The following is a 17,449-nucleotide window of genomic DNA, read 5'->3' as shown; positions in this document are numbered from 1 at the left end:
CGGCGGTTTTGGGAGTCGGGCGGCGCTATTGAGGGTTTTGCCGCGTAAGGGAGATGGTGCGGCGCCTGTGGGGTGCTGCGGAGGCCATGGGGGGTGCGGCGCATGTGGGGTTGTGCGGCGCATGTGGGGTGGTGCGGTGCCATGAGGGGTGATGCAAATTTGTCGGGGCCGTGATGCCGTCGCTCCCTCGTCCCCGCCGCGACGGCGCTCGGCCACGACGACGCGATCCGGCGGTGCCGAGCCTGCCTCAGGCGGGTTCGGCACCGCCGGTGACCGTCGTGTCGGTTGAGCGCCGTTGCGGCGGTTTTGGGGGGTGGGGCGGCGCGGAGTTGTCGGGGGCGGGTGGACAGGCCTGGTGTGTCGGCCTCGGGATCAGAACAGGCGGAGTTTGTCGTCCTCGATGCCGCGGAGGGCGTCGTAGTCGAGGATGGTGCAGCCGATGCCGCGGTCGGTGGCGAGGACCTTGGCCTGGGGCTTGATCTCCTGGGCGGCGAAGATGCCGCGGACGGGGGCGAGATGGGGGTCGCGGTTCAGGAGTTCCAGGTAGCGGGTGAGCTGTTCGACGCCGTCGATCTCGCCACGCCGCTTGATCTCGATCGCCACGGTCTGGCCCTCGGCGTCGCGGCACAGGATGTCCACCGGCCCGATCGCCGTCATGTACTCGCGCCGGATGAGCGTGTAGCCGTCGCCGAGCGTCTCGATCCGGTCGGCCAGCAACTCCTGCAGGTGCGCTTCCACGCCGTCCTTGATCAGGCCCGGGTCGACGCCCAGTTCGTGCGAGGAGTCGTGCAGGACTTCCTCCATCGTGATGATGAGCTTCTCGCCCGCCTTGTTGATGACGGTCCAGACGCCGGTCTCGTCACCCGTCCCCTCCTTGAGGGTGCACGGCGGCGACATCCAGTTGAGGGGCTTGTAGGCCCGGTCGTCCGCGTGGATCGAGACACTGCCGTCCGCCTTGACGAGGATCAGACGGGGAGCGGAGGGAAGGTGGGCGGTGAGCCGGCCGGCGTAGTCGACGGAGCACCGGGCGATGACGAGACGCATGGTCGGCAACGCTACTCGACGCGCCGCCCTCCACGCGATTCGCCCGGATCCGAGCGGCATCCGGGCGGCATGCGGGCCGCATCAGAGCGGCCTCGGAGCCGCCCCGCGACCGGTCCTGGAGAGTCGTCTGCACACGCCTGTTCAAACCTGGCCGATTGTGCGCCTAAAGGGACCGTCGCATATACGCATTCTCCTGGTGAGGTCACCGCCCGTTGCCTAACGTAGTAAACGGGAGGTCGCGGATTGTGTACTCAGCGTGTTCGGTATCGCGAACTCCCTTACCTGTCCGCCAACCCCTGCTGTCCGGGGGTGCGAGAGGAGTACCCATGTCGCTCGACGTCTCACCGGCCCTACTCGAACAGGCCGAGCGAGGCGAGGTCGACGAAGCAGATTTCGTCGACTGCGTCCGGACCTCCCTGCCTTACGCATGGGAGATGATCAGCTCCCTGGTGGCCCAGCTGAAGGTGGACGGCGGAGAGTTCGCCGACAACCAGACGCCCCCGCCGGACGAGCAGGCACGCGGTCAGCTGCTGCGTGCGCTCGCGAGTGACGCCATACGCGGCGCCCTGCAGCGGCACTTCGGTGTGCGGCTGGCCTTCCAGAACTGCCACCGTGTGGCGGTGTTCCCGCTGGACGCCTCGGTCGACGAGACGCTGGCCCGCTTCACCTCTGTGCGCAACCAGCTGTTGAACCAGTCCCCGGAACTACGGGACTGCTGACGCCGTGCGTCGGTCCTGCTGACGCAGTGAGCCGCTTGCTTGCCGCTCCACACGCGGGAGGTGCATCAGTCACTGGGGCGGCAAGCTCCCCGCGGCGGTGAGGTCACCGGAGGTGCGGCAGTACCTCGGCACCCAGCCGTCGTACGTTCTCCTCCGTGGCCGCCAGATCTCCCGAGCCCTCGGTCAGCAGGGCGAAACGGGAGATGCCGGTCCGCTCGGAGGTAGCGGCGAGCCGGTCGGCGCACAGCCGCGGGGTACCCACCGGGTGGAGTCCACAGAGCAGTTCGGTGTACGCGAGCGGATCCCGCATGGAGCGGAACCGGCCGTCCACCGTCACGTGCGCCTCCAGGCCCTGTTTCAGCCAGCCCGGCATCGCCTTGGTCAGGGTCTCCGCGGCGTCGGCGCGGCTGTCCGCGATCTGGCAGACGCCGGCCGAGACGTGGGCCGCCCCGGCGATCTCGTCGCCGGGCCGCCCGGCCGCCCGCGCGTGCTGCCGCCACAACGCGACCATCTCGGCCTTCTCCTCGTCGCCGACGTGCATCCCGAGCAGCATCGGCAGCCCCCGCTCGGCGGCCAGCCGGATGCTCGCCGCGGAGGTGCAGGCGACCACCACCTCCGGCCCCGGTGCCTCCGTCAGTGCCTCCGACGGGCGTGGTACGACGGGGACTTCACGGAACGAGAAGCGCGGCCCGGAGGCCGACACGGCCGGCTCGCGCAGCCAGCGCATCAGCAGATCGAGTGATTCGGGGAAGCCCTGCTCGTACGCCTCCAGGCCCGATCCGAAGACCTCCAGATCCACCCAGGGGCCGCCCCGCCCCACGCCGAGCGTGAAGCGGCCGCCGCTCGTCACGTGCAGCAGCGCGGCCTGCTCGCCGAGGGCGACGGGGTGGACGGTCGGCAGTACGCTCACCGCCGTACCGACCCGCAGCCGCCGGGTGCGGCCCAGCAGTAGAGCGGCCAGCGTGACCGCCGACGGGCAGGTGCCGTACGGCACGAAGTGGTGCTCGGCCAGCCAGACCGCGTCCAGACCGGACTCCTCGGCCACCTCCGCCGTGCGCACCGCCCGGTGCAGGGCTTCCCCCTGCCCCTGGCCCGGGAACTGGGCGGCCAGCACAAAACTACCTACGCGCATCGTTTCTTCCTGCTTTCCTGGCTCCGACCCGGAGCTCCCCCACCGGGCATAACCGTCTGACACGTGCCGAGGACACGGCCTGGCGAAGAGATTTGCGGATTGTCTGGAGAATAGGTCGCCCTGGAGGGGGACTTGTGCGGGTTCGTGCCCTACGCGTACCCCCGTGCGCGCGTCGTAGGCTGGACACAGCCCGTGCTTCCTGTATAGCCCCGAGAGGTGTCCCGTGTCCCCGCGTCGCAACCGACCCAAGGGCCCGAACGGAGCGGCCTCGTCCGGCCGGAGCGCCGAGGACGACCGCGCGGACCGCTACGGCGGCTGGCAGTCCACCGAGAGCTGGCTGGGCGAGGAGTGGAGCGTGCGGCACGTGGCCGGCGCCAGCGCGGTCGGCAAGACGTACCGCTGCCCGGGCTGCGACCAGGTGATCCCCTCTGGCGTCCCGCACGTGGTGGCCTGGCCGGAGCACTCGGGCGTGGACGAGCGCCGGCACTGGCACAAGGCCTGCTGGAACGCGAAGGACCGCCGCACCACGCGGGTGCAGCGGTCCAGGAACGCGCCGAGGTTCTAGAGCGGGCTCAGACGTCCCGCTTCTCCAGCAGGAAGTACGCGCCCGCGAACGCGACGGCCGTCACACCCAGGATGATCCACAGCGGGTCCCAGCCCGTGGGGCCGGAATCGCTGAGGGAGTTGGAGTAGAAGATGCTCAGCTGGTTCGGGATCGAGTACTCGAACAAGGCCGTGCGGACCTTCTCCAGCGACGACGAGAACATGAACAGCGCGATCACCAGCGGGGCGAGCACCGCGCCGATCATGATGGTGATGGCACCCGCCGAGTGCCGGATGATCGAGCCGATGATCAGCGAGAGCAGCCCGAGCAGCGCGATGTAGAGGCTGACGCCGACGGTTCCCTTCAGCCATTCCCCGCCGGTCGGCGTCCGGGCGACGTCGCTCAGCATCGACACCTGCGTCATGGCCACGAACGCGCTGGCCGCGAGGGTGATCACGAACGCGACCGCGAAGAAGACGATCGCCTTCGCCGCGAGCACGCGGGCGCGCGAGGGGCAGGCCACCATCGTCGTACGGATCATGCCCGTGCCGTACTCCGAGGCGGTCGTCAGCACGCCGAGCGTGATGATGCACATGCTGCCGAGCAGCAGCCCGAAGAAGCCGAGCGACAGCGCGTTGTTGCCGGTGAGGTCGTCGGACGAGGAGGAGTTGCTGACCACCGCGCCGGCCAGCAGGCCGATGCCGACCACCAGCAGGACGAAGACGCCGAGCGTCCAGATCGTCGAACGCACCGACCTGATCTTCGTCCACTCGGAGGCGATCGCGTGCCCGAGGCGGGTGCGCACCACCGGGATCGGCGAGACGTAGCCGGGGTACGGACCGCCGGGCGCGGGCTGCCGGTCGGGCGCGGACGGGGCGGCCTGCGGCAGCGGAGGCTGGTGGGTGCTCATCGGGCGTCCTCGGGCTTGGTCAGGTCGGCGGGGGCGGCGGTCGGGGCGGGGGCAGGCGGGGCGGCAGGGGCCGGGGCGGGCGGAGCGGCCGCCGAAGCCGGCGTCGGCTGCGCGTAGGGGTTCGGAGCGGCCTGCGGAGGCCCGTAGGGGCCCTGCGGGGCGCCGTACCCGCTCCCGGGCGCGGCGGGCGCCCCCGGCGCTCCGAACGGCCCCGCGAACGGCCGGCCGCCCTGCTGGGGCGGCGGCGGTGCGTACCAGCCCGGCTGGCCCTGCCCGGGCACCGGCATCGGCGGCTGGGCGCCCGGCGGCAACGGCTGCTGGAAACCCTCCCTCTGGTCGACCGAGGACCGGTAGTCGACGGCGCCCTGCGTCATCCGCATGTACGCCTCCTCCAACGACGCCTGGTGCGGGGAGAGCTCCCACAGCCGTACGTCCGCCTCGTGCGCGAGGTCGCTGATCCGGGGCAGCGGCAGCCCGGTCACCCGGAGCGCCCCGTCCTGCTCCGGCAGCACGTGCCCGCCGGCCTCGGTCAGCGCCGAGCTGAGCTTTTCGCGCAGTTGCGGCTCGGTGTCCGGGGTGCGGACCCGCGCGAAGTCGGCGGAGTTGGCCGAAATGAAGTCCGTCACACTCATGTCGGCGAGCAGCTGGCCCCGGCCGATGACGATGAGGTGGTCGGCGGTCAGCGCCATCTCGCTCATCAGGTGCGAGGAGACGAAGACCGTACGGCCCTCGGCGGCGAGGGACTTCATCAGGTTCCGCACCCACAGGATGCCCTCGGGGTCGAGGCCGTTGACCGGCTCGTCGAAGAGCAGTACCTGGGGGTCGCCGAGCAGGGCGGCGGCGATGCCGAGCCGCTGGCCCATGCCGAGAGAGAAGCCCTTGGAGCGCTTTCCGGCCACGTCCTGGAGGCCCACCACGCCGAGCACCTCGTCCACCCGGCGGGCCGGGATGGCGGACAACTGGGCCAGCGAGAGCAGGTGGTTGCGGGCGGACCGGCCGCCGTGCACCGCCTTGGCGTCGAGCAGCGCGCCGACCTGGCGGGCGGCGTTCGGAAGCTTGCGGTAGGGGAAGCCGCCGATCGTCACCGAGCCGGCGGTCGGGTTGTCCAGGCCCAGGATCATCCGCATGGTCGTCGACTTGCCCGAGCCGTTCGGCCCGAGGAAGCCGGTGACGGCTCCGGGTCGTACCTGGAAGGAAAGGTTGTACACGGCGGTCTTGTCGCCGTAGCGCTTGGTCAGGCCTACAGCCTCGATCATGCTCCGCACCCATCGAAAGGATCAGGACAGCGGGGCAGACGCCCCCCGTAAGGGTTAGGAGGATATCGGGGAGCTGACGGTTCCGCCCAAGAGCGTGCAAAGACTTCCGGTGACAGGGCCGGTCACTGGGCGTCGCGCCGCTTCAGCAGGACGTACCCGCCGACCAGCGCCGCGATCACCCACAGCCCCATGATCCCGAGCCCGCCCCAGGGCCCGTACGGGGCGTCGTCGCCGGCCCTCGGCACCACCCGCATGATATGGCTGCCCGCCTGGTCCGGCAGGAACCGGCCGATCTTCTTGGTCGCGTCGACGTTGCCGAGGATGTTGGAGATCAGGAAGAAGAACGGCATCAGGATGCCCAGCGACAGCATCGGCGAGCGCAGCATCGCGGCCACGCCCATGGAGAACATCGCGATCAGCGTCATGTAGAGCCCGCCGCCGACGACCGCGCGCAGCACACCGGGGTCGCCGAGCTGGGCCCGGTGCGAGCCGAGCATGGCCTGCCCCAGGAAGAAGGCGGCGAAGCTGGTCACCATGCCGACCACCAGCACCAGGCCGGCCGCCACCGCGATCTTGCTGAACAGGAAGGTGGCCCGCTGCGGGACCGCGGCCAGCGAGACCCTGATCATCCCGGTGCTGTACTCGTTCGACACGACGAGCACCCCGAACACGATCATCGCCAGCTGACCGAGGGTCATCCCGGCGAAGCTGATGTTCGTCGGGTCGAAGGAGAGCCGTTCACGGGCGGGCATCTTGGAGAACTGGCTGTTCGCGAGCGCGGACAGCAGCATCCCGAGGGCCACGGTGACCACCACGGCCAGCGACAGCGTCCACACCGTCGAGGCGACGGAGCGGATCTTGGTCCACTCGGACCGTACGACCTGGGTGACGACGGCCATCTCACGCTCCCTTGTCCCAGCCGGTGCCCCAGGCCTCTGGCACCGGGGGCGAGTCGGCGTGCGCGTGGTACTCCACGGACTCCGCCGTCAGTTGCATGAACGCCTCCTCCAGGGAGGCCTGCTGGATGCTCAGCTCGTGCAGCACGATCCCGTTCTGCGCGGCCAGCTCCCCGATCGGCTCGGCCTTCCCGCCCTCCACCTCCAGGGCTCCGGTCCCCGTCTCGACGACGGTGATCCCGGCCCCGTGCAGCACGTCGAGCAGCCGCTCGCGCTGCGGGGAGCGGACCCGGACGTACGACCGCGAGTTCGCCCGGATGAAGTCGGCCATGGAGGTGTCGGCGAGCAGCCGCCCCTGGCCGATGACGACCAGATGGTCGGCGGTCAGCGCCATCTCGCTCATCAGGTGCGAGGAGACGAACACGGTCCGGCCCTGGGCGGCCAGCGTCTTCATCAGGTTCCGGATCCAGTGGATGCCCTCGGGGTCCAGCCCGTTGACCGGTTCGTCGAACATCAGGATCCGCGGGTCGCCGAGCAGCGCCCCCGCGATCCCGAGCCGCTGCCCCATCCCGAGCGAGAACCCCTTGGCCTTCTTCCTCGCCACCGCCGTCAGCCCGACGGTGTCGAGGACCTCGGCCACCCGCGCCCGCGGGATCCCGTTGCTCTGCGCGAGGCAGAGCAGGTGGTTGAAGGCGCTGCGCCCGCCGTGCACGGCCTTCGCGTCGAGCAGCGCCCCGACGTACGTCAGCGGGTCCTTGAGCTGCTCGTACCGCTTGCCGTCGATCCGCACCCGGCCGGCCGTGGGACGGTCGAGCCCGAGGATCATCCGCATGGTGGTGGACTTCCCGGCACCGTTGGGTCCCAGGAACCCGGTCACGCTGCCGGGTCTGACGGTGAACGTGAGGTCGTCGACCGCCGTCTTGTCGCCGTAGCGCTTGGTCAGTCCCACCAACTCGATCATGCGGCCACGCTAAGACCGGGGTTCGGGGGCTGCCACTTGAGTGCGGTGGCCGGGTGCGGGGCGGTGGGGGCCGCCCGCGCAGTTCCCCGCGCCCCTGAGGGGCCGCCAGCCACAGTGTCCTTCTTTCGGGGGCGCGGGGGAACTGCGCGAGCAACCACGCACGGCCCGCACCCGTACGACGAAGGCCCGCACCTCCGGGGAAGACGAAGGCCCGCACCTCCGGGGAAGACGAAGGCCCGCACCCCCGGGGAAAGGGAGTGCGGGCCTTGCGGTGTCGCTTACCGGGACTGCTGCGCCGGGACCCCGCGGGAGATCGGCTCGTCCTCGGCCGGCGAGCTGGCGGCAGCCACCGCCGCACCCGTCAGCGTCGCCAGCATCTCGCGGACGTTGGTCAGCTGGGCGTTGATGCTGTCGCGGCGGTTGGTCAGCGCGGCCAGCTCGCGCTCGGATTCCGAGCGGATCCGGTCGGCCTTGGCGTTCGCGTCCGCAACGATGTCCTCGGCCTGGCGCTGCGCCGTCTCGACGGTCTGGCGGGCACGGCGCTCGGCGTCGGTGCGCAGCTTCTCGGCCTCCAGGCGCAGCTGCTCCGCGCGGTGCTCGATCTCCGCGAGACGCTTCTCGGCCTTCTGCTGGCGGGACGCCAGGTCACGCTCGGACTGCTCGCGGCGCTTGGCGAGGTTCGTCTCGAAGTCGGCGGCGGCCTGAGCGGCCTTCGCGCGGGTCTCCTCGAAGAGGGCGTCCGCCTCCTCGCGCTTGGACTGCGCGTCCTTCTGGGCCTCGGCGCGCAGCTGCGAGGCGTCACTCTTGGCCTTCTCGACGATCCGGACGCCCTCGTCCTCGGCCTTGGACTTGCGCTCCGCAGCGAACGATTCTGCGTCGTTGCGCACCTGCTGGGCCGCCGACTCGGCGAGCTCGCGGTGCTGCTCGGCCGCGCGCCGGGCCTCCTCGCGCAGGTCCTTCGCCTCCTCCTCGGCGAGGCGGAGGATCTTCTCGACACGCGCGCCGAGGCCGGCGTACGACGGCTCCGCGTCGGTTACCTGAGCCTGGGCGTTCTGCGTCTCGAGGTGGAGCTCCTCGATGCGCTTTTCCAGAGCGGTGATGCGGGCGAGAGCGCTGTCACGGTCGGAGACGAGCTTGGAGATCCGTTCGTCCACCTGAGCGCGGTCGTACCCACGCCGCACTAGCTCGAAGCCGTAGGGGGAAGTGTCGCTCATGGGGTTCCTGTCGAAAGAGACCGGTGAGGTGATAGGGGGAATCCTAGGGGCCGAAGCGGTGTGTCATCGAGCGGATACGTGTTTGATCTGGAGAATGACACCCCTTTTGGGTGGCTCGCTGTGAGATCGCTTGCCAAAGCCTCTGCCGCAGATTTAATCAAAAGCCCCAGAACGCTACAGAACCGACCCCGGTCTCTAGCCTTCTGACGCCTTGCCACCCGATCGGGGCGCACCCACCGTACTGCCCGCCTTGACCCCGCCGTCCTTGCCGGCCGACGGAGCCTCGAAGGACTCCAACGCCTCCAGGACGTCCTGGACACGCGAGATCTCGCCGTTGATGTTCTCCCGCCGGCGCTCCAGGATCTCCAGTTCGCGCTTTCCCTCCTCGACCGTGCGGCGGGCCTCGCGGACCGCCTCGGCCTTGAGCTCCTCGGCCTCCCGGACCAGCGTGGCCTTCTTCTGCTCGGCCTCCTTGAGCAGTCCCTCGGCCTTCTTGACGGCGGCGATCCGGACCTTGCCGGCCTCCGAGTTGGCCTCCGAGACCAGGTCCTTCGCCTTGGCCTGGGCCTTGGCGAGCTGCTCCTCGGCGGCCTTGATGAGCGCGTCGCAGCGGTCGCCGGTCGACTTCATGGTCTCGGCGGCCTCGCGGCGGGCCCGCTCGTGCAGCTCCTCGATCTCGGCGGTGATGCGCTCGCGCAGCTCCTCCGCCCGCTCCCGGATGGCGGTGGCGTCCCGGCGGGCGCCGACCAGCAGCTCGTCCGCGTCCGTGCGGGCCTTCTCCACCCGCGTGTTGCCCTCGATCGTGGCCTCGGACACCAGCCGGTCGGCCTCCTTGCGGGCCGCGCCCACCATGGTGTCGGCCTGAGACTCGGCGTCCGCGGTGGTCTTCATCGCCTGCTGCTGCGCCTCGGTGAGCAGCTTGTCGGCCTCGGCGGTCGTCTCGTTGATGAGCGTGTCGACCTGCTCGGCCACGTCCTGACGGCGCTTGTTGGCGTCCTTGCGGGCCTCGTCGAGGGTGCGGTCGGCCTCCTCGCGGGCGGCGTTCAGCATCCGCTCGGCCTCGGCCTCCGCGTCCGCCTTGAGCCGCTCGGCGTCGGCCCGGGTCCGGTCGGCGTGCAGCTGGGCGGAGCCGACCGTCTCGGCGGCCTCGGCCCGCAGCCGCTCCGCGTCGCCGGTGGCGTCCGAGATCAGCTTCTCCGCCTTGGCGATGGCGTCGGCGCGGACCCGGTCGGCCTCGGCGATGGTCTCGCTCTGGAGCCGCTCGGCCTCGTTGCGCGCCTCGGTGATGAGGGTGTCGGCCTGGGTCGCCGCGTCCGAACGCATCCGGTTGGCGTCCTCGCGCGCCTCGGCACGCGTGCGCGCGGCGTCCTGGTCCGCCTGGGCGATGCTGTCGGAGACCTCGGTGCGCACCTGCTGGGCGTGCGCCGCCGCCTCGGACCGCAGCCGCTCCGACTCGGTCATCGCGTCGGCGACGGTCCGCTCGGCGAGCGCCTTCGCCGCCTCGGACGCCTCGTTGGCCTCGCGCCGGATCCGGGTCGCGTCCTCGCTGGCCCGCTCCCGCTCGGCATAGGCGTCGGCGCGGACCCGGTCGGCCTCCTCCTCGGCCTCCCGCCGGGTACGGTCCGCGGCGTGCTCGGCCGCCGAGCGCAGCCCGGTGATCTCCTCCTGCGCCTGCTCGTGCAGCCCGGCGACCGAATCCCGCACCTGCTGCGCGTGGAGTTCGGCGGCCGACACCATCTCGGTGGCCCGCCGGTCCGCCTCCTCGACCAGCCGCACGGCCTCGGCCTGCGCCTCCTCGACCCGGTTGCGGGCCTGGGCCAGCAGGTCCTCGCTCTGCTCGCGGGCCCGCTCACGCTCCTGGTCGGCCTCCTGGCGGGCCGAACCGAGGAGCTCCTCGGCCTCCCGGCGGCGCCGGGCGGCCTCCTCCTGGGCGGCGGCCAGCGTCTCGGACGCCTCGGTGGACAGCCGCTCGGCGGCCGCCTGCGCCTCGGTCCGGACCCGGTCGGCGGTGTCCTGGGCCTCCTGCTTGAGCCGCTCCGCCTCGGCCGCGGCCTCGGACCGCAGCCGTACGGCGACGGACTCGCCCTCCGCACGGGACGCCGACGCGTCGGCGGCGGCCTCGTCGCGCAGCCGCTCCGCCTCCGTCTCGGCCTGCTGCTGGAGCGTACGGATCCGCTCGGCGGCCTCGCCGCGCAGCCGGTCGGTCTCCTCGGCGGCCTCCCGGCGGATCCGGCCGGCCTCCTCGCGCGCCTCGGTCAGTGCCCGGTCGGCGGCCGTGAGCCGGTCCTCGGCCTCGGTGTGCAGGCGGGTCAGCTCGTCGGCGGCCTCCGCGCGTCGGGCCTCGACGCCCCGCTCGGCCTCCTCGCGCAGCTCGGCCGCGGCCCGCTCGGCGTCGGCCTGCAGCGTCTCGGCCTGCTCCTGGGCCTCCGCACGGAGCCGTTCGGCCTCCTGACGGGTGCGCTCCAGGGTCTCCTCGGCCTGCCGGCGCAGCGTGGTGGCGCGCTCGATGGCCTCGGTGCGGACCTTCTCGCTGTCGGTGGTCGCGGTCTGCCGCAGCTCGTCGGCGTCCGCCTTGGCCTTGGCGAGCAGCTCCTCGGCGGACTTCGCCGCCTCCTCGATCTGCTGCACGGCCTCGCGCCGGGCCTCGGCGCGGATCGACTCGCCCTCGGCGACCGCGTCGGACCGCAGCTGTTCGGCCTCGCCGCGCAGCCGGCGGGCCTCCTCCTGCAGCTCGACGGTCTTGGCGCGGTACTCCTTGGTGTCGTCCTTCGCCGTGCCCTTGAGCTGCTCGGCGATGTCGTGCGCCTCGGCGCGCAGCCGGTCCGCCTCGGTCTCCGCCTCGGTGCGGATCCGCTCGGCCTCCTCGGCGGCGGCCTTCGTGGTCCGCTTGGCCTCCTCGGACGCCTTGTTCAGGACGTCCTCGGCGGTCTTGGCGGCCTTCGCCAGCTGGGAGGCGCTCTCCTCGGCGGTGAGACTGCGGGCCTTCTCGGAGGCCTCGGCGATGATCTTCTCGGCCTCGGCCCTGGCGTCCGCGACGACCTGCTCCGCGCTCGCCTTGGTGGCCTCGGCGTCCTTGGTGGCCTCGCTGACCAGCCGGGCGACCTGCTCCTTGGCGGTACGGGTGCGCTGCTCGTTGGTGGCCTCGGCGCTGGACAGGGCCTTCGCGGCGTTCGCCTCGGCCTCGGTGACCAGCTTCTCGGCCTCGGACTGCGCCTTGCGCAGCGCCTCCTCGGCCTCCGCCATCCGCTGCTCGGCGGCCCGGCTCAGCTCGCTCGCCTGCCGGCGCGCGGTGTCCGCCTCCGTCGCGGTCGAGCTGCGCAGCTGCTCCGCGTGGTCGGTGGCCTCCTGGGCCTGCGTGGACGCGGCGTTCAGCAGCCGCTCGGCGTCCCGGCGGGCGCGCAGCAGCAGCTGCTCGGCCTCCCCGCGGGCCGCCTCGGCGTCGGCCTGCACCCGCTGCCGCGCCTCGGTCGCCAGCCGCTCGGCCTCTGCGCGGGCTGCCGTCATCGCCTGCTCGGCCTCGGCCCGCGACTCGTCCAGCAGCCGCCTGGCCTGCGACTCCGTACGGGCGCGCAGCTGCTCGGCCCAGGCCACGTTCTCGTTGACGTGCGACTCGACGGTCTGCCGGCGCTCCGCCAGCTCCTGGTCCAGCTGCTGGCGGCGGGTCACCGCCTCCTGGTGCAGCTCGGCCTGGAGCCGCGCGGCCTGCTCGGCGTGTTCCTGGAGGATGCGCTGGGTCTGCGCCCGGGCCTCCGCGGCCACCCGCTCCGCCTCCTGGCGGATCTGGTCGGCCTGTACCTGGGCGTTCCGCAGCAGCTGCTCGGCGTGGTAGCCGATGTCACCGCCGTCGAACGCGGGCCGGGACATGATGGTGCGCCGCGCCTCGTGCAGCTTGGCGCGCAGCACCTCGACCTGGTAGCCGAGGTCCTCGGCATGCTGGATCGCCTTTTCCCGCTCGGTCTTCAGCCGTTTCATCTCGGCCTCGAACCGAGAGAGGTGGTCGACGTCAGCCGCCGGCTCTCGCTCCTGGCTCTCGTAGCCCCGCACTGCGCGGTCCCATCCGTCCCCTGGTCGCAACCTTCTCCGAACGAGCTCCGTCCATCCGCCGAACGGGGCCCCCGGGGAATGGTGTCAGATCAACGGCGGAGCACGGGCTGCTGCCCCGACGCTCGTCCCCCGAAACCCGGACCCCGGCATGCGGCCGCCCCAGCCCTGCGAACGTGCGAAGGGACGACCGCCCCCAACCCTACCGGCCCATATGTACGAGGGTCAGTGCTCAGGTGACTCAACAGCCGCCGAAGTGACCAGTTCTGTCAGTACGCCGTGGCAGTCCTTCGGATGCAGGAAGGTGATCCGCGACCCCATGGAGCCGATCCGTGGCTCCTCGTACAGAACGCGTACGCCCTTGGACCGGATGTCCGCCGCGTCCCCGTCCACATCCGCCGTACCGAAGGCGATGTGATGGACCCCCTCGCCGTTCTTCGCGAGCCACTTGCCGACCGCCGAGTCCTCCCGGGTCGGTTCGAGAAGCTGCAGGTAGGAGGCGCCGCCGTCGGACGTCTCGTTGATCTTGAGCATGGCCTCGCGCACGCCCTGCTCCTCGTTGACCTCGGTGTGGAACACCTCGAAGCCGTACGTGGCCCGGTAGAACTCGACGGTCGCGTCGAGGTCGTGGCAGGCGATCCCGATGTGGTCGATTCGCGTCAGCATGGATTCAGTCCACCGGCACGGCGATGGTTACGCAACGTGCCAGCGATCACACTGACGGCCCGATGACGGCACGGAGTGCCACGCAATACATTCGAAGTAAACCCTCGTTCACTCCTCGGCAGTGCAGCCGGTAAGGGGATTCGCAGCTCATGACCTCTGGAACCTCTGGAACCACCTCGGTGATCGTCGCGGGCGCGCGGACGCCCATGGGACGACTGCTGGGCTCGCTGAAGTCCTTCTCCGGAGCCGACCTCGGCGGCTTCGCGATCAAAGCCGCCCTCGACCGTGCGGGGATCGGTGGCGACCAGGTGCAGTACGTGATCATGGGGCAGGTGCTCCAGGCCGGCGCCGGCCAGATCCCGGCCCGCCAGGCCGCCGTGAAGGCAGGCATCCCGATGAGCGTCCCGGCGCTCACGATCAACAAGGTGTGCCTCTCCGGCCTCGACGCCATCGCGCTGGCCGACCAGCTGATCCGCGCCGGCGAGTTCGACATCGTGGTCGCGGGCGGCCAGGAGTCCATGACCAACGCCCCGCACCTGCTCCCGAAGTCCCGCGAGGGCTTCAAGTACGGCTCGATCGAGATGCTCGACGCGATGGCCTACGACGGCCTGACCGACGCCTGGGAGAACATCCCGATGGGCGAGTCGACGGAGAAGCACAACACCCGTCTCGGCCTCGGCCGTGAGGAGCAGGACGCGGTGGCCGCGCTGTCCCACCAGCGGGCCGCCGCCGCCCAGAAGAACGGGATCTTCGAGGCCGAGATCACCCCGGTCGAGATCCCGCAGCGCAAGGGCGAGCCGGTCGTCTTCAGCAAGGACGAGGGCATCCGCGGCGACACCACGGCCGAGTCGCTGGGCAGGCTCCGCCCGGCGTTCACGAAGGACGGCACGATCACCGCCGGCAGCTCCTCGCAGATCTCCGACGGCGCGGCGGCCGTGGTCGTGATGAGCAGGGCCAAGGCCGAGGAGCTGGGCCTGGAGTGGCTCGCCGAGATCGGCGCCCACGGCAACGTGGCCGGACCGGACAACTCCCTCCAGTCACAGCCGTCGAACGCCATCAACCACGCCCTCAAGAAGGAGGGCCTGGAGGTCGGCGACCTGGACCTCATCGAGATCAACGAGGCCTTCGCCGCGGTCGCCGTCCAGTCAATGAAGGACCTCGGGGTGTCCACCGAAAAGGTGAACGTGAACGGTGGCGCCATCGCCCTGGGCCACCCCATCGGCATGTCCGGTGCCCGGCTCGTCCTGCACCTGGCCCTGGAGCTCAAGCGCCGGGGCGGCGGGGTCGGCGCGGCCGCGCTGTGCGGTGGCGGCGGTCAGGGTGACGCGCTGATCGTGCGGGTACCGAAGGCCTGAGTACGTTTCGCTGAACCGACAGCAGCGAACGACAGCGAACGGAGCGAACGGAGCTGTGATGCAGGACGTCTCCTCACTGGTGGCCCAGGCCAGGGAGGGCCGACCGCGAGCGGTGGCCCGTCTGATCTCCCTGGTGGAGGGGGCGTCCCCGCAGCTCAGGGAGGTCATGGCGGCGCTCGCGCCGCTCACCGGCAACGCCTACGTGGTGGGCCTGACCGGCTCCCCGGGCGTCGGCAAGTCGACCTCGACCTCGGCGCTCGTGACCGCCTATCGCAAACAGGGCAAACGGGTCGGCGTACTGGCCGTCGACCCGTCCTCCCCCTTCTCCGGTGGCGCCCTGCTCGGCGACCGGGTCCGCATGTCCGACCACGCGTCCGACCCCGGCGTCTACATCCGCTCGATGGCGACCCGGGGCCACCTGGGCGGCCTTGCCTGGGCGGCGCCCCAGGCCATCCGTGTCCTGGACGCGGCGGGCTGCGAGGTGATCCTGGTGGAGACGGTCGGCGTGGGTCAGTCAGAGGTCGAGATCGCCTCCCAGGCGGACACCAGCGTGGTGCTCCTCGCCCCCGGCATGGGCGACGGCATCCAGGCCGCCAAGGCCGGCATCCTCGAGATCGGGGACGTGTACGTCGTCAACAAGGCCGACCGGGACGGCGCGGACGCCACGGCCCGCGAACTGAACCACATGCTGGGCCTCGGCGAGTCCCGCGGCCCCGGCGACTGGCGGCCGCCGATCGTCAAGACGGTCGCCGCACGGGCGGAGGGCATCGACGAGCTGGTGGAGGCCCTGGAGAAGCACCGTGCCTGGATGGAGGAGCGGGGCGTCCTGGCGGAGCGCCGCCTGGCCCGTGCCGCCCGCGAGGTCGAGACCATCGCGGTGACGGCCCTGCGCGCCCGCATCGGCGACCTCCACGGAGACCGTCACATCGACGCCCTCGCGGACCGCATCGTGGCCGGCGACCTGGACCCGTACCGCGCGGCGGACGAGCTCGTGGCGGGCCTCACAGAGGGCTGACGCGAGTCGGGCCGAGGTCGCGGGGCGCGGGGTGCCGCACGGCCGCGGGCCGCTGGGGGCTGGTCGCGCAGTTCCTCCCCCGGCCTTCGGCCGGGGGACCCCCAGCGCCCCCTACGGGGCGCTGCCAGCCGTGTCCCATCGAGCCACCCAGCTGCGGGCAGGCGTGCCGCAGGGCGGGACGGGTGGGCGCAGCGGCACCCTGCGAACGCCGGTAGGTGTCCTCCCGCCCGCTGACAGCCAACGGCGGGCGGAGGGGACCCGAATCGCCGTCCGCGCTGTTATCTTGACCGGCATGTTCCTCTCTTTGGCGTAAGAGCGCACCCGGCGCCGCCACCGGCACGTGAAGAGCCCGTGCCGTGGCGTGCTCAGGTGTCCCCTCTTCCGCCTCTGCCCGAGGAACTCACTCATGTCCGCGTTGACTTCGTCGCGCCCTTCGCCTGCCCGGCGGCCGTCGTACGCCGCTGTCCTGGGCCTTCCGCACGCCCGCCGCACCTTCTTCGCCGCCCTGGCGGCCCGTCTCTCCTACGGCACGGTCTCGCTGTCCGTCCTGCTGTCGGTCACCCGGGCGACCGGCTCGTACGCCGTGTCCGGGGCGGTGATGGCCCTGTTCGGCGGCGCGACGGTCGTCCTCCTGCCGGTCCGGGCGACCTTGGTCGACCGCTTCGGCCCGCGGCGTGCCCTGCCCCCGATGGCGGCGCTCTACAGCGTCCTGCTCTGCGTCCTGGCCGCCCTGGCCTGGCGCCCCGGCGCCCCTGCGGCGGCGCTGGCGGCGACCGCCGCGCTCACGGGCTGCTGCGCCCCGCCCCTGGGCCCGACCATGCGGGCGGTGTGGGGCCGCCTGGCCGACGACCCGGCGCTGCTGCGGCGGGCCTACAGCCTGGACGGGGTCGCCGAGGAACTGCTGTTCGTGTCGGGTCCTGTGCTCGTGGGCCTGCTGCTCCGGTTCGGCCCGCCGTCGGCGGGGGTGCTGCTGAGCGCGGTGCTGATGCTGGGCGGCACCTGGGTGTTCGTGGCATCGCCCGCGGTGCGGGGTGTGGTGCCGCCGAAGCGGGAGCCGGGCCGGCGGCCCGGCCGTTTCCCGGCGGCCCCGGTGATCGCGGCCGTCGGTCTCGGCCTCGCGCTGAGCGCGGCCGATCTGCTGGTGATGGCGTTCGCCGCGCGACGGTCCCACGGTGAGGCGGCGGTCCCCTGGGTGCTGGCCGCGCTCTCCGCGGGCAGTGCGGTGGGCGGGCTGCTGAACGGGGCGGTGGAGTGGCGCCGCCCGGCCGGGCAGCGGCTGGCGTGGCTGGCGGCGGGGCTGGGCACGGTCCTCGCCGCGGCGGGCCTGGCGCCGGGCGTCCGGACGCTGGCGGCGGCCATGGCGGTGGCCGGGCTGTTCGTGGCCCCGACCCTGACGACGGCGTATCTGCTGGCCGACGAGACGGCGGCGGAGGGGGAGCGGACGCGGGCCGGGGCATGGGTGAACGCTGCCGTCAACGCGGGCAGCTCCGCGGGGTCCGTGGCGGCGGGAGTGCTGGCGGGGCGGGTCCCGGTGACGGTCTGCTTCGCGCTGGCGGGAGGTGTCGCCGTCGTGTCCGCCGTAGGGGTGCGGGCCGTCGTCCGGCCGCGGGCGGGCGGAGGCCGGTCCGGCAGTTACCCGTCCTCCTGACGGGCTCCGCGGGCCGACAAGCGTCATGATGCAGCGAGCGGCGGACGG

The 17,449-nt window shown here is 71.9% G+C and carries 14 protein-coding genes; 5 read left to right on the top strand and 9 right to left on the bottom strand.

Going from position 1 to position 17,449, the window contains the following annotated elements; all coding sequences use genetic code 11:
* Positions 1-372: 372 nt before the first annotated feature.
* Positions 373-1,044, bottom strand: a complete 672-nt coding sequence (gene nucS, locus BLW82_RS13620) for an endonuclease NucS (protein ID WP_093499047.1) — start codon at positions 1,042-1,044, stop codon at positions 373-375.
* 326 nt (positions 1,045-1,370) lie between these two features.
* On the opposite strand from nucS, the gene BLW82_RS13615 reads away from it, so the two are divergent.
* Positions 1,371-1,763, top strand: coding sequence for an SCO5389 family protein (locus BLW82_RS13615; protein WP_093499046.1), 393 nt, complete (start codon positions 1,371-1,373; stop codon positions 1,761-1,763).
* Positions 1,764-1,866: 103 nt separating this feature from the next.
* On the opposite strand, the gene BLW82_RS13610 is transcribed toward BLW82_RS13615, so the two are convergent.
* On the bottom strand, positions 1,867-2,895 hold the full coding sequence (locus tag BLW82_RS13610) for an LLM class flavin-dependent oxidoreductase (RefSeq protein ID WP_093499045.1): 1,029 nt from the start codon (positions 2,893-2,895) through the stop codon (positions 1,867-1,869).
* 223 nt (positions 2,896-3,118) lie between these two features.
* Between BLW82_RS13610 and BLW82_RS13605 the strand changes: the two genes are divergently transcribed.
* Positions 3,119-3,460, top strand: coding sequence for an ATP/GTP-binding protein (locus BLW82_RS13605; RefSeq protein WP_093499044.1), 342 nt, complete (start codon positions 3,119-3,121; stop codon positions 3,458-3,460).
* Between the two features lie 7 nt (positions 3,461-3,467).
* Here the strand turns inward: BLW82_RS13605 and BLW82_RS13600 are convergent, their stop codons facing one another.
* The 7 genes from BLW82_RS13600 to mce form a co-directional block, all read right to left on the bottom strand.
* Positions 3,468-4,349 (bottom strand): ABC transporter permease, encoded by an 882-nt coding sequence (locus tag BLW82_RS13600; protein WP_093499043.1) that lies wholly within the window; start codon positions 4,347-4,349, stop codon positions 3,468-3,470.
* Complete coding sequence (locus tag BLW82_RS13595; protein ID WP_093499042.1) at positions 4,346-5,605, bottom strand: ABC transporter ATP-binding protein; 1,260 nt, start codon at positions 5,603-5,605, stop codon at positions 4,346-4,348. Before BLW82_RS13595 ends, BLW82_RS13600 begins: the two co-directional genes overlap by 4 nt.
* Before the next feature lie 122 nt (positions 5,606-5,727).
* On the bottom strand, positions 5,728-6,504 hold the full coding sequence (locus BLW82_RS13590) for an ABC transporter permease (RefSeq protein ID WP_093499041.1): 777 nt from the start codon (positions 6,502-6,504) through the stop codon (positions 5,728-5,730).
* Between the two features lies 1 nt (position 6,505).
* Positions 6,506-7,462 (bottom strand): ABC transporter ATP-binding protein, encoded by a 957-nt coding sequence (locus BLW82_RS13585; protein ID WP_093499040.1) that lies wholly within the window; start codon positions 7,460-7,462, stop codon positions 6,506-6,508.
* 278 nt (positions 7,463-7,740) lie between these two features.
* A complete protein-coding gene (locus BLW82_RS13580) occupies positions 7,741-8,676 on the bottom strand; it encodes a coiled-coil domain-containing protein (protein ID WP_093499039.1) in 936 nt (311 codons plus the stop codon).
* A 195-nt stretch (positions 8,677-8,871) separates the two neighbouring features.
* Positions 8,872-12,720, bottom strand: a complete 3,849-nt coding sequence (gene scy, locus BLW82_RS13575; protein WP_093499038.1) for a polarized growth protein Scy — start codon at positions 12,718-12,720, stop codon at positions 8,872-8,874.
* Between the two features lie 222 nt (positions 12,721-12,942).
* Positions 12,943-13,383: a methylmalonyl-CoA epimerase gene (gene mce, locus BLW82_RS13570; protein ID WP_093499037.1), complete on the bottom strand. Its 441-nt coding sequence runs from the start codon at positions 13,381-13,383 to the stop codon at positions 12,943-12,945.
* 149 nt (positions 13,384-13,532) lie between these two features.
* Here mce and BLW82_RS13565 point away from each other — a divergent pair, with 149 nt between their 5' ends.
* From BLW82_RS13565 to BLW82_RS13555, 3 genes are all read left to right on the top strand, one after another.
* Positions 13,533-14,738: an acetyl-CoA C-acetyltransferase gene (locus BLW82_RS13565; protein ID WP_093499036.1), complete on the top strand. Its 1,206-nt coding sequence runs from the start codon at positions 13,533-13,535 to the stop codon at positions 14,736-14,738.
* A 58-nt stretch (positions 14,739-14,796) separates the two neighbouring features.
* Positions 14,797-15,753, top strand: a complete 957-nt coding sequence (gene meaB, locus BLW82_RS13560; protein WP_093499035.1) for a methylmalonyl Co-A mutase-associated GTPase MeaB — start codon at positions 14,797-14,799, stop codon at positions 15,751-15,753.
* 406 nt (positions 15,754-16,159) lie between these two features.
* Positions 16,160-17,401, top strand: coding sequence for an MFS transporter (locus BLW82_RS13555; RefSeq protein WP_093499034.1), 1,242 nt, complete (start codon positions 16,160-16,162; stop codon positions 17,399-17,401).
* Positions 17,402-17,449: the final 48 nt, after the last annotated feature.

The sequence above is a fragment of the Streptomyces sp. Ag109_O5-10 genome (assembly GCF_900105755.1).
GTDB lineage: Bacteria > Actinomycetota > Actinomycetes > Streptomycetales > Streptomycetaceae > Streptomyces.
The sequence above is the reverse complement of the archived record's forward strand: the minus strand, read 5'-3'. Positions and strand labels throughout refer to the sequence as shown.